The sequence below is a fragment of the Streptomyces sp. NPDC059832 genome (genome assembly GCF_042731715.1).
In the GTDB taxonomy this organism is placed as follows: Bacteria; Actinomycetota; Actinomycetes; order Streptomycetales; family Streptomycetaceae; genus Streptomyces.
Map to the genome: position 1 here is coordinate 67,666 of NZ_JBHWIY010000007.1, position 12,681 is coordinate 80,346.

At 70.5% G+C, this 12,681-nt stretch carries 8 protein-coding genes and 1 pseudogene; 5 read left to right on the plus strand and 4 right to left on the minus strand.

What is annotated here, in order from left to right; translation table 11 throughout:
- Positions 1-231: 231 nt before the first annotated feature.
- Both ACFV8T_RS14540 and ACFV8T_RS14545 read right to left on the minus strand, forming a co-directional pair.
- The gene (locus tag ACFV8T_RS14540) at positions 232-3,174 is read right to left on the minus strand and encodes a hypothetical protein (RefSeq protein ID WP_385327480.1); all 2,943 of its coding nucleotides are present in this window, start codon (positions 3,172-3,174) and stop codon (positions 232-234) included.
- A 699-nt stretch (positions 3,175-3,873) separates the two neighbouring features.
- On the minus strand, positions 3,874-5,976 hold the full coding sequence (locus ACFV8T_RS14545) for a HEAT repeat domain-containing protein (protein ID WP_385327481.1): 2,103 nt from the start codon (positions 5,974-5,976) through the stop codon (positions 3,874-3,876).
- A gap of 232 nt (positions 5,977-6,208) precedes the next feature.
- On the opposite strand from ACFV8T_RS14545, the gene ACFV8T_RS14550 reads away from it, so the two are divergent.
- The 3 genes from ACFV8T_RS14550 to ACFV8T_RS14560 all read left to right on the plus strand — a co-directional run bounded on the left by ACFV8T_RS14550 (position 6,209) and on the right by ACFV8T_RS14560 (position 9,085).
- Positions 6,209-7,240 carry an ArsR/SmtB family transcription factor gene (locus ACFV8T_RS14550; RefSeq protein ID WP_385327483.1) on the plus strand — a complete coding sequence of 344 codons (1,032 nt, stop codon included), beginning with the start codon at positions 6,209-6,211 and terminating at the stop codon, positions 7,238-7,240.
- A 293-nt stretch (positions 7,241-7,533) separates the two neighbouring features.
- Positions 7,534-8,226: a peptidoglycan-binding protein gene (locus ACFV8T_RS14555; protein ID WP_385327485.1), complete on the plus strand. Its 693-nt coding sequence runs from the start codon at positions 7,534-7,536 to the stop codon at positions 8,224-8,226.
- A gap of 148 nt (positions 8,227-8,374) precedes the next feature.
- Entirely contained in the window at positions 8,375-9,085 is a 711-nt protein-coding gene (locus ACFV8T_RS14560; protein ID WP_385327486.1) for a C39 family peptidase, read from the plus strand.
- Between the two features lie 79 nt (positions 9,086-9,164).
- Here the strand turns inward: ACFV8T_RS14560 and ACFV8T_RS14565 are convergent.
- Both ACFV8T_RS14565 and ACFV8T_RS14570 read right to left on the minus strand, forming a co-directional pair.
- Positions 9,165-9,964 (minus strand): annotated as a pseudogene (locus ACFV8T_RS14565) (MFS transporter); the annotation flags it as partial.
- Between the two features lie 188 nt (positions 9,965-10,152).
- Positions 10,153-10,590 (minus strand): MarR family winged helix-turn-helix transcriptional regulator, encoded by a 438-nt coding sequence (locus ACFV8T_RS14570; protein WP_385327487.1) that lies wholly within the window; start codon positions 10,588-10,590, stop codon positions 10,153-10,155.
- 171 nt (positions 10,591-10,761) lie between these two features.
- Here ACFV8T_RS14570 and ACFV8T_RS14575 point away from each other — a divergent pair, with 171 nt between their 5' ends.
- Both ACFV8T_RS14575 and ACFV8T_RS14580 read left to right on the plus strand, forming a co-directional pair.
- Positions 10,762-11,838, plus strand: coding sequence for a protein kinase family protein (locus tag ACFV8T_RS14575; protein ID WP_385327489.1), 1,077 nt, complete (start codon positions 10,762-10,764; stop codon positions 11,836-11,838).
- A gap of 48 nt (positions 11,839-11,886) precedes the next feature.
- The gene (locus tag ACFV8T_RS14580) at positions 11,887-12,669 is read left to right on the plus strand and encodes a metalloregulator ArsR/SmtB family transcription factor (RefSeq protein WP_385327491.1); all 783 of its coding nucleotides are present in this window, start codon (positions 11,887-11,889) and stop codon (positions 12,667-12,669) included.
- The last annotated feature ends 12 nt before the right edge of the window (positions 12,670-12,681 follow it).

Sequence of the window (12,681 nt, forward strand, 5' to 3'; positions counted from 1 at the left end):
GTCCCGTCGTCACGTCCGGACGGCGGTGAGCGTCTGAACCGAGAAGAACGGCGTCGCAGCCGCGACCGGGGGGCATCCATAACGCGTTAAACCCTCTGCAGGGCGCGCCACTTCCGCCGCCAACATGCGTCTTCCTGTACGCGCCCGGCGGGTCGGGTGGATGGGTGGGAAAGGGCTGCGTGGTCGGCGGAGGCCGTGCAGCGGAGTGCTGAGGGACCGGCTCGCGTCGGGTCAGGCGGTGATCTCGACCAACTCGACACCGCTGTAGGCCGGTACCCCGTCACGGGTGACGACGGCGCGGACCGTTGCCCAGCCGGAAGCAGCGCCTTGCTTCGGCGCGAGCCACACGCTGCCGTCGGCGTCGGTGCCCAGGCGCACGATCGGCCGGCCGTCGAGCTCCCAGGTGATGTCCGCACCGGCCAGGTCGACCGGCGCACCGTCCCACGCGGTGAGGGCCAGCGCCGCCCGGGTGGTGCCGCCCGCGGGAAGTTCGGCGGGCGTGGCGGTGAGCCGGAGGTCGGCGTGCACCGAGTCCGACCGGTACCCCGCCAGATCCGCCGGGTACCACGCGAGTTCGCGCACGAACCGGCCGTCCGCCCAGCGCGCGAGGTAGCCGGGCCGGTGGTGCGCGTCGTCGATCAGCGCATACGTCGGGGTGCCGTTCTCACTGGCGACGAAGCCGTGCGGTGCGACGGTCACCGTGCCCAGGCTGCCGGGCAGCGGCAACGCGCGTGGCTGGAGATCGTGACTGGCAATGATCTCCACTCCCCCGTCGAACGCCGTCCGCGACACCTTCAGATCCTCGGTGAGGTACCGGAACGCTGTCATCGCCCGCCCGAAGTACCGGCCGGCGACCCGCTTCTGTACGAGCGACAGCCCCTTGAGCAGCTCGAATCCGCGCCCCGCCCTGAAGTCCGCCGTCATGTGCTGTGCCTGGTAGTGCAGGTTGAGGCCGAACGCCAGCGCCCAGCTCAGGTTCTCGGTCGTGTCCACACCCCGGTCGAGGTTGTGCGGGTAGAACGCGACCTTGTCGTGCATGACGGCCGTACCCAACGGCCACTGCTGCACGACGACGCCGTTGCGGTTGGGGCCGTCGTACGTGCCGGCCCGGTCGCCCTGCATGGTGTTGAGATAGAAGCCGAGGCTCGACGTAAGGCTCTGGAAGATCCGGTCACCGCCGACCCCCTCGGTACCGATGGGCAGGATCGCGGCGGACTGCGCCGTCTGCTCCACCAGCTCTTCGCAGTACGCGTACGGCGGCGCGCAGAAGTCGGCCGCGTAGTCGTACTCCCGGCGCGCGATCTCGTCCTGGAACATCATGTCCATTCCGTACGTGTCGCGGAACGTGCGGAGCTGGTCGAGGATCAGCGCCCGGGGTGCCTTGCGCCAGCCGCCGATGAGGTACCCGAGGTTGTTGGTGTGCGTCTTGGTGACCAGCTTGCCGTGCCTGTCACGGATCCCGATCCGTTCGACGCCGCCGAGCGCCGCCACCGCCCGGCTGTCGGGGTGCCACCATGTCGGGTTGGTGTAGGCGCTGGCGTAGAACCCCCGGTCGTGGATGGTGTCGATGAGCCGCTGGAACTCCGCCGGCCCGCCGAGGTAGTCGAAGGTGAGGAAATCCGGGTAGTGGTGATCGTGCTGCCCGTCGGAGTAGTAGCTGGCGAGTTCGACGCTGTACGGCCCCCCTGGCACCGCACGCAGGTAGTCGAACGCCACTTCGGGCCGGCCTGTCGCCGAGGTGCCGCCGGTCGGCTGCCAGAGGTCCACCTTGAGGTGCACCGCGTCGGCCAGCCCGGCGCGCAGCTGCGGGTCGAGCTTGTCCGCCAGACCGCGCCAGGAGTTCATCCTGTTGTCGGCCCGGTACGCCGCGAACAGGTCGAAGGCGCTGCCGCCGGCCACCAGCCGGGTCGCGGGGAGCACGTCCGATCCGGCGGGGGCGATCCAGGCGTCGACCCGGTGCATCAACCCGGTCAGCGCCTCGCTGCGGGCCCGGCCGCCCACGAAACCGAACTGTGTCGGGCGGAACGGCTTCACGCTCGCGGGCTGCACGGAGTAGACGCCGAGAGCGGAGTCGTCCTCCTCGAAGAGGATCAGATCGTGGGTCGCGGTCGGCATGCCGTAGTTGGCGTAGAACCCTCCGGCGAGCACCGAGCGCGTGTGGGCGAGCCCGCCCCACTTCGGCGCGATGCCGAGCATGGTGCCGTCGGCGGGGATGACCCGGTAGGCCACTTCGGGGCAGGCGACCAGCTGGATGGGCCGCGACCAGAGGTTACGTACGGCTGTCGGGCGCAGCTCCAGGCGCCCCGCGCGGAGCCGTACCGTCAGGTCCGCGGTGTAGAAACCGGGCACGGTGAGACGGACCTTGGCCTCGTCGGCGGCGACCCGGGTGACCTCGGCCTCGGCCTCGTCGGAGAACACACTGGTGCCGTTGTCGTAGTACACGGCGAGTGGCAGTACACCGGGCGACTGGACCCGGCCGCCGGATGTCCAGTCGAGCAGCCGGCCGCGATCGTCGACGAGGACGCGGTCCGCGCCGCTGCTCAGTTCCAGCGCACCGGCCCGGCTCCAGGTGGTCACCGGCCCGCCGTCGCCGACCACCTCTATGGAGTCCACGTCGAACACGAACGGATCGGCCGACTGCTTGTCGTCGGGGAAGAAGACGAGCACGAGCCGGCGCAGCGGGTAGGTGAGCTTGCCGTCGGCCACCCCGCTCCACGTCATCCGGGCCAGCCGCTGCGGCTCGAACGTCACGCGGGTCCGCCCGTCGAAACCCGTCGGGTCGACCCGGCCGGCGAGCGTGCCCCACTCCTCGTTGTCCTGGTCGAAGATCTTCAGCCAGAGGTTGCCCTTCTTCGGTGCGATCCCGGTGAGCCACACCGAGACCCGGGCGAGGTGCGGCACGTACGGGCTGGGGAGCGCCACCGAGAACTCGCTGTACGCGTCGACCATGGTGACCCGCGCCTGCCCGGCCGTGTCGGTTGCCTCGATCGTCGTTCTGTACACCGTGGTCGGCGGAAGATCGTGCGGCACACCGTCGATGACGAGGCGCACGGTCGTGGCGGCGTCGTCACCGGAGAGCTGCGCGGCAGGGGCCGGCGCGGCTGCTGCGGGCAGGGCGGTCACGACGGGCACGGACACGGCGGTGGTTCCGGCAAGGAAGGTGCGGCGCTTCATGGGTACGCTCCGGCGTCGGCTCGATGGGGACAGCGTGTGCGCACCGTATGACTCCGTCATTAATGCGTCAATACCCTTGTCCCACAAGACCGTTGGCCGATGAATTAACGCGTTAAAGCATGCTCGGGCGGCGGCTGTCTCGACGGGATTCGGTCGTCTTCGCCTGCTCACCAGGTGGAACACACCCTCGGCCGACCGACTTCGGCGTCTCCGCGCCTGGCGACACATGGCGACCACGATGGCCGTCGGATCACGCTGGTCGAGAGCCCGGTGTCGTGGCGCAGCCTCCCGCCTTGCACGCGGCTGTCCGGAGGCCGCCGCCCTGCTCCGCCACCGCCGCCCATCTCGTGGGTTTTCCCTCTCCGAATCCGCAGGCGGCGCGTGGGGGTGGGGGCGGCCCATGAGTGCAGCAGTCATCACTGTCGGGCTGGCATGTGCCGGGTACCTCGTGACCTGTCTGAACAGCCTTCGGATGACACAACGCCAGGAGGGCCCGCTCGGGTCAACCGGCAACTGAGCGAGTTCTACGGGCCCCTCCTCGCGCTGACCGAAATCAACGGCCGGGTGTACCACGCCTTCTCGGAGCGCCGTCCCCGCCCGGACGGCAGATCGCCCTTGCACCACGGACCGGACGAGCTGCCACCGTCATTCGCGGACATGGCGGCGCTGTCGTTCGAACCCGGGCCGCCCGATGACGCCCTACCGGCCGCCGCACTGCTCGATCACGGCGCGGCCGTGCCGCAGCAGTTGTTCGTCGTTGGCGCAGCGGTAGCGGCTCCGGGCCGTGCCGCCCGTGTTGTCGTAGCGCCGGGCGGCGGCGAGCTCCTGGCGGAGGAGCGGGACGGTGGGGGCGGCCGCGGGCCCCATCCGCGCCCACACCTCGGCCACGTCGGGGCGATTGTCCCGATGCTCCGACCACGCGTGCAGCAGCGCGGGCATCGACTCCTCCGGGTCCCTTCCCGCCTGCCACAGCGCCACCGCGAGGGTGCCCGCGACCCAGCCGCCGTTCCCCTCGGGCGACTCCTGGAGTCTGCGCAGGTCGGGCAGCAGCTCGGCTGCCTCGGTGCCCATGCGGGCGATCACCCGCATCGCGTCGTGTCGATGGAACCAAGGCTCGGCCTTGAGGCTTTCTGACAGCGCGGACAGCGCGACGTCCTTCTCACCCCCGACCGACCACAACGCCGCAGCCGCGTCGACGCGATGGCTCGGATCGCTGTCCCGGACCAGTTCCCTCAGCTCCGGCAGTGCCTCCTGCGCCGTCGCGCCGAGACGTGCCAGTGCCCGCAGCGCGGCGCCCCGCACCCTGGTCCCTCCGGTCCCGGAGGTTCGCAGGAGGCGGAGGACCGGCGCCACCGCCTCGGCCGAGCCGGTGGCGGCCACGGCCTCCAGCAGGTACCCGGTGCGTTCGGGCCGGTCCTCGGGATCGATCCAGGACAGCCGTCGGACCAGTACGGGCAGCAGCGCGACGGCCTCCTCCCGGCCCATCCGGTCGATCCAGTCGCCCAGTACTTCCGGCACGTGTCCGAACCGCAGCACCTCGGCGAGCCCGGGTACGGCGCGTGCGTCGCCCTGCGCCGCGAGCGCGCTCAGCGCCGCCCCGTAGGAAGTCTCGTTCCACTGCGCCTGGGTGGGGGAACCCGGCCCGGCCGCCACCCGTTCGGCCAGTGAACCGGCCGCCGGGCCGCCGATGGCGTACAGCCACTCCAGCTCCGCGGCCGCCCACCGGGCGATGCGGGGCTCGGCCTCCCGGAGCTGCTCGCCCAGGAGCCGCACGGGCTCCTCGTGCGGGCCCCGCCATCCCGTCAGGAGCAGACCGCTCATGTCGATCGCCTCGCGCCGCTGGCCCCAGTCGGGACTGCGCAACTGGTCCTCCAGCAGCGCGAATCGTTCGGCGACCCGGTCCTCCAGGGCGTAGTGCAGTTCCCTGAGCAGGTCGGTCGCCCAGGGAGCCTTCACCGAGCCTCGATGCGATGCCTTGAGCCGACGCAGGTACGAGATCATCGTCGGCGTCTCCGGGGCGGGCACCCCGTCCTCGCGCGCCGCGCCCTCCTCCTCCGCCTCCCGTGCCTCCCGCATCACGTCGACGGCCATCTCCACGGTCCGCTCCGGCAGCCGGCCGGGGGCGCAGCGCGCGAGCTGCACCAGGGCCGCCAGTCGCAGCCCCGGTTCGGTCCGGCCGGTGTCGGGGAGCGCGAGGGCGGTCAGGGCGTCCGCCGCCTGAGGCGCGAGCTCCGCGTTACGGACGCCCAGTTCGCCCAGTGCGGCTGCCAGCGCCCGCAGCACGCGCGGGTCCTGCTCGATCGTGAGCCGCCGGCGCAGCGCCGTGAGTACCGCTCTCCGGTCGTCGTGCAACTGCACGAGTGCGCCCGGGAGTTGCTGCCGCAGGCTTGCGTCCGGGTCGTCGAGGAGGTCCAGCAGCGGTCCGCTGCGCGCCCGGGTGTCCGACTCCGCTCGGGCGAGGTTGCGGGCCGAGGCGGCGTACTCGTCCTCGTCGTCGGACTCGAAGTACATCTCCTCCACGGCGCGGCCGTCGCCGTCGATGCTGCGGAGCAGTTCGACGATCCCGCCCCGCCCCGGCAGACCGGCCGTGGTGACCAGTTCGAACAGGAACGGGATGCACGCGACGGTGCTGTCGTACACGTCCCCCTGGTGGTGCACCGCACCGTGCATGCCGTCGAGCGCGATCTCCCGTTCGGTCGCGTCGGCGGACGCCAGCCCCCGCAGCAGGCCCGGCACGTCCGAAGCATCGCCGTACGCATGGCCCATGGACGCCCAGTCGAGGCCTTCGATCCCTGTGAACATGATCGCAAGTCTGCCGGACGCCACTGACAACGGCGGTCGGCGGCGGGACCCGGGACGGTGCTCACCTCCCCGACCGTTGTGATGTGCGGCAGGCCGTACCAGGGGCGGACCCCGGAACGGGGCGTGCGCGCGGGCCGAGCGTCTTGACAGAGACTGCCGTGCGGGGATCGTCTGGAGCCCAGCTCCGGTCGGTCGGAGTGTCCATGGAGTCGGGTACGGGGGTGGACTGGTCGTGTTGCGGGTGTACTTCACGTCCGAGGACCTGGGGCGGGTACGCGTCGCCTCGGGGCCGGATCATCTGTGGGAGATCAGCAACAGTGTGCAGACACTTCAACGGCGCGACGGAGAAGGAGTGTTCGGCGAATGGCGCCGGTGGGTCCGGCCGCGCCTCCCGGGCAGTTGCCGGTTCCTGTCGGCGCTGCTGCCGCCTCACGGCTGTTCTCCGGATTTCCTCACTCCTACCCGGGGCGGCGGCGAGACGTTCCAGTCGGCGGTCGACACACTGGTGCGTACCCCTGGTCCGCGGCTGCGCAGGGATCTGGCACGGGTCGCCGCTTCACGTCGGCTTCCGGGCTGGACGGACGCGCTGGCGGGTGGGGACGGTGACATTCTCCTGCGACTGGGGCACGCCCTGGGCACGTACCACCAGGAAGCGCTGGCCCCGTTCTGGCCGCGCATCCATGCCCACATCGATGCCGACCGCATCGTCCGTCTGCACAGACTGCTCGACGGCGGTACGGAGGGCCTGTTGGCCAGTCTCGGGCCGCGGCTGCGCTGGCGGCCACCGGTGCTCGAAGCCGACTACCCCGTGGACCATCACCTCCGCCTCGACGGCCGCGGGCTCACACTTCAGCCTTCCTTCTTCTGCTGGCCCACGCCCATCACGCTCGCCGACGGTGAACTGCCCCCCGTTCTGGTGTATCCGATCGACCACGCGACGGACTGGATCCGCCCCGCATCCCCGGAACGAGCCGATAGCGGCGTGCCGGGGGCACTGCTCGGGCATACACGTGCCGCCGTTCTCCAAGCGGTGCGGACCGGCTCCTCCACGGTCGGCCTGGCCCGTCTCCTCGGGGTGACGCACCCGGCGATCAGCCAGCACATGAAGGTGTTGCGCGCGGCCGGCCTGGTGACCACGGTCCGCCGGGACGGGAGGTCGTTGCACGTCGCGACCGCGGAAGGGCGTGCGCTGCTGCGTAGTTGCGAGCGCGGCGGAACGCCCCGCCCGGAGGACCGGCCGGCGCCGCCCGGCACCGAGCGGTAAGCCTGGGCTTTCGGGGCTTGCGCCTGTCATGGGCACGAAAGGATGCTGAGGCGAGCTGTCGCACACGCATCCCCCCACCCCCCCACCGTCTCTCCCCCACCGCTTCCCCCCACGCTCCTTCGCCGTCACCTGCCCATGGCCCGGTTTCCCAACGGCGCATCCCCAGTGCGTCTTCGAGGTACCTCGCCGTAGCGGAGGTGCCGAGCGATGCCGCGACACCAAGGCCCCTGAACAGAACGGGCCACGCGTGGGGCGGATGGGCGGGGCGACGACCCCACGAAGGAGATGAAGCAGTGGCATTGCGCACTGCCTTCGGCCGCACCGCAGCCGCCTCGGTCGCCGTTGCCGGCACACTGTTCACCGCACCCGGGGTGGCCCAGGCCTCCCCCCTACCGCGTGCCGCCGCCGCGGCCACGAGCGGGGAGTCGGACTCCGGTCATGGCGTGGCATCGTTCCAGGAGCGTCACGGGCTGCCCGCCAGCGGACAGGTCGACGGCGCGACCGCAGCGGCCCTCCGACACTCGTCCGACGCCGAACTGCTCCGGACATTCCGCACGGCCACGGATCTCGGACCCGAGGAGCTCGCCAACGCGCGCACCGTCATCGGTGTCGGCAAGGGAGCGGGAATTCCCGAACAGGGGCAGGTCATCGCGCTGATGACGGCCATGCAGGAGTCGAAGTTCGTCAACTACCTGACGCCGGTGGACCACGACTCCCTGGGTATCTTCCAGCAACGTCCCAGCACCGGCTGGGGCACTCCTGAGCAGATCACCGATGTCGCCACGTCGTCGAAATCCTTCTACGGTGTGGCTCCCTTCGGCAGCAACCCAGGGCTGATCCAGGTCGACGGCTGGGAGACGATGCCACCGGGCGAGGTGTGCCAGGCCGTACAGGTCTCGGCCTATCCCGACCGTTACGCGCAGTGGGAAGCGTTCGCCCGCGACCTGCTCGCCCGCGAAAGCCCCTCCGTCCCGCCGATCCCCTGATCCCTCGTCGGCCACGGGCATCCCGTACCTCACCGTGCACGCGGCACGGGCCACGCACGCGGTACGGGTGTGCAACGCACTCCGCGCCCTGCGCACCCGCCGCACTTCGCACCCCACTCCCCCCACACCCCTCCCATCAGGAGCCCCGATGCGCAAGAGATTCCTCGCCGCGGCAGTCGTCCTGGCCGCCGCCGGCACGCTCGTCGCCCCGGCCGCGGCCCAGGCGGAAGCCGCCCGCCCCGGTTCGGTGCCGGTACTCGCCCACGGTTCGAAGGCCGGGACGCCGGTCATCAGCGGAGACCACGATCCGGGCACGCGCCTGCGGGTCGGTGGTGTGGAAACGGCGAGCGCGCACACGCTGTCGATCGACTACCAGGTGCAGGAGACCGGCTACTGGTGCGGTCCCGCCGCGACCCGTATCGCACTGTCGGCGCGCATCGCCCCGCCCGGCCAGGCGGATCTGGCCCGGCAGCTCGGCACGACCGAGGCAGGCACCGATCACATCAGCCAGGTGACGGGCGTGCTCAACGCGAACCTCGGGACCGGCTGGTACGAGACCAAGGAGATGCCGAACGATCCACCCACCCAGGCCCAGCGCGACCTGCTGTGGAACGACATCGTCCTGGACATCGACAACAATTACCCGCTGGTGACGAACATCGTCGCTCCGCCGGGGAACCAGCCGCCCGGCTATCCGTCGGACCAGACGATCTACCACTACTTCACGGTCATCGGGTACGACGACGCGAACCGCACCGTCCTCATCGCCGACCCGGCATCCTTCAGCGGCAATCAGATCTACTGGCTCTCCTTCGACCAACTCGCCACCCTGATACCGCCGAAGGGCTATTCCGCCTGATCCTGCGGGTATTCAGCGCTTGGAGCGGGCGACAGCCGCAGCCGGCCGCTGTCGTCCGCGCCCAGGCCACCATGCGGTCTCATGGAGACGACACGGCCGGGTGCCCCGTCAGGCTTGCGTCGTGGGCAGCGAGTGAGTACAGGCTGCGGTCGGCAAGGGTGATCAGCAGGTACAGCACGGCCGCACCGAGCATCACCCAGGCCAGCTGGTGCATGCCGCCGGTGCCGGCGTGCCGGCCGAGGGCGAGCGCCGATGCGGCGGACGCGACCATCGAACCCATGTAGGAGAAGGTGCGCAGCAGCCCGGACGAGTCACCCATGCGCTCCGGATCGGCCTGCCGGTACAACGAGTTCTGCAGAGCGAGGATGTTGAGCCCCTGCGGCACACCGAACACCAGAGCAACGACGAGCAGCATCCGGACCGGGCTGCTCGCGTGCAGGGACAGCATCAGCGCGCATGCGACGATCTGGCCGACGGCGCCGACGATTTTGCCCTGTACGGCCTCGCGGCGACCGGTGAGCGTCGAGACGACGATGGCCGGCGCAAACATCGGCAGCTGCACGAGTCCGGCCTCGGAGGCGAAAAGTCCGCGGTCTTCTTCCACCCACTGGGTGAAGCCGTAGAAGAAGGCGTAGGAAACGACGTACGCCACCAGACCGCGCCCGTATGTGGCGAGCAGGGGTGCGTTCGCGCGAGCACCCGCAGGTCGATGAAGGGCTCGCGGGCGCGCAGCTCGCGCCAGGCGAACGCGAGGGCCGCCGCGACGGCCATCGCGAGGAGGTACAGCGACTCGACGCCCAGGTTCATCAGGAACAGCAGCAGGGTGACGAGCATCGCCGCGAACAGGCCGATGCCCGGGAGGTCGAGGCGCGCGGCGATGCCCGCAGGCCGCCGGGCAGAGTACGACAGCGTTGATCGTCGAGTTGATCGGATTGAGGACCGACCCGAGGTTCATCGGGGGTATCAGGCGTCGGTCGAAGCGGCCTCCCGGGTCGCCCCGCGCGCCGTCGCCCCCGCGAGGCGCCGCGCCGGCGGGTATGGAGGGCTCGCCCTCGCTCATGGCTCGATCAGCCTTCCAGGACGGCCATCGCCTCCACGACCGTCCGCCGCTCGTCCGCCGTGCAGCGTTCCTCCAGTGCACGGGACAGCCAGGCATGACGGGCCGCCCGGTCGCCCTCGGCGCGTTCACGGCCGGGAGCGGTGAGGGTGACGCGCTGCTTGCGGCCGTCCTCGGAATCGGGGTGGCGTTCCACGAGCCCGAGGCGGGAGAGCGCCGCGACCGTGGTGGCCATGGATTGCGGGCGTACGCCTTCCACGGCAGCGAGATCACTCGCCGTAGCGGGCCCGTTCTTGGAGAGCCGGGCGAGGACGGAGGCCTGGGAGAGGGTGAGGTCCGCGGCGTCGTTCACACTTCGGATGCGGCGGCGCAGGCGGCCGACGGTCACCTGGACGGCCCGCGCGGCACGGACGGCGAACGCGGATGCGCTCTGGGTCTTGTTGGCCATGCCCCAACCCAAATCCTTCAGTTGTAACTGTCCAGTATCGACGGAACAGTTCTCATTGGGTTCATCGGGCTGACGCATCGAGTGCCCGGAATGCCGGGCGGCTGCCCTGGATAGAATCGGCCGCGTCGGCGGGACCGCTGGTGTGGGCATTCGGGCATCGAGGAGTCGTTCATGGACCGTTCCGGCCCGCAGCGTGCCGCACGCCTGGCCACATACGGATCCGTATCCACTCACTTGTCGTTGCTGAGCGACCGTCGGCTCGGCGAAGTCGTGGCCGCGGCCACCCCGCTCGGGTCCGGCATCGGGGGCAGGTCCGCGGAGCTGGAAGTCGGTGGGGCCAGGATCTTCGTCAAACGGGTCCCTCTGACGGACATCGAGATGCGGCCGGAGAACGTACGGTCGACGGCGAACGTCTTCGGGCTGCCGACCTTCTATCAGTACGGGGTGGGCTCATCCGGGTTCGGAGCCTGGCGGGAGCTGGCCGTGCACACGATGACCACTGACTGGGTCCTCGGCGGCGAGCACGACAGCTTTCCGCTGATGTACCACTGGCGGGTCCTGCCGGACTCCCCTCGCCAGGGATTCGCCGACGAATTCGGGGGTATCGACGGGGCGGTCGCACACTGGGAGGGCTCGCCAGCCGTGCGTGAGCGGCTGGAGGCCATCGGCCGGTCCTCCACCAGTCTTGTGATCTTCCTGGAACACGTGCCGCACACGCTCGCCGCGTGGCTCAGCGGCCACAGGGCGGCCGCGCCGGAAGGCGAATACGGCCCGAGATACGCGTGGGCGGAGGAAGCCCTGATGCGCGGAGCCGACTTCATGAGATCCCGCGGGCTCGTCCACTTCGATGCCCATTTCCACAATGTCCTGACCGACGGCCGGTCGATCTACTTCGCGGACTTCGGCCTCGCCCTGAGCGCAAGGTTCGAACTCTCGCGGATCGAGGCGGAGTTCCTCTCCGTCCATCTCGCCTATGACGGCCACTACATCGCGAACCATCTGCTCCGGCACCATCTGCCCGACAACCTGCGCGGCAGTGTGGATCACGGGGCGTTTCTGCACAGCTGGATCGCGGGCGAGAGGCCCGAGGGCGTCGCGCCCGTGATCGCCACGATCATCGACCGGCACGCCCGGACTGCCGAAGTCCTGGACGGGTTCCATCGGCGCCTGCTTACCGAGAGCAAGCGGACGCCCTATCCGACAGCCGACATCGAGCGGGCCCGGCAAGGAAGTTGCTCAACGGAATAGCGGCATATCCCTGGACGCGAATATTCCTTCCCAGGAACACTCACTGCCTTGGACGCACTCCTCACCGCACTGGCCGACCCGGCGCGCCGGCGGCTCGTGAGCCTGCTGGCCGAGCGGCCGCGCCCGGTCGGTGTCCTCGCCCAGCTGGCCGGATCGCGCCAGCCGCAGACGCCCAAGCACCTGCAGACCCTTGAGCGCGCCGGCATCGTCACCTCGCAGCGCACCGGCCAGCGCCGCGTCTACGCGCTCCGGCCCGCCGCCCTGCGCGACCTGGCGGCTGCGCTCACCCTGCTCGCCGACACCGCGGACCAGGCCTGTGGCCCGCAAGCGACCTACGACCGCTACGGGCTCAGCCTCCGCACGGAGCGGCTCGCCGCACAGGAGTCGGGGTGGGCCGACGGCCGTTCGTTCAGGTTCCACCGGTCGCTGGCAGGGCACCCCGAGCTGGTCTGGCGTCACCTGACCGAGGCCTCGCTGCTCGCTCGGTGGTGGACGCCGGACGACCTCCGCGTCTCCGAGCTCGTCTTCGAGGCGCGACCGGGTGGGCTGATCGTCCAGGAGTACCGCGATGCGGAGGACGTGGACGGCTCCGACCCGGTCGCCGGGCGCGCGGAGGGAGCCGTCGAGGACGTACGCCCCGGTGAGCATCTCGCCTACCGGCTCTCCCCGCTGCTTCCCGGCGGCGGGCTCGCCTTCACCGCCCATGTCGACCTCGGCCTCCGGCCCACCGCCACCGGCACGGACCTCGACCCCGCGCTGACGGGAGTGAACCGATGGACGACTTCGGCCCCGCACCCGGTCATAGGGTGCGGGGCCGAAGCCGTCAAATGAGCGCTGCGGTCA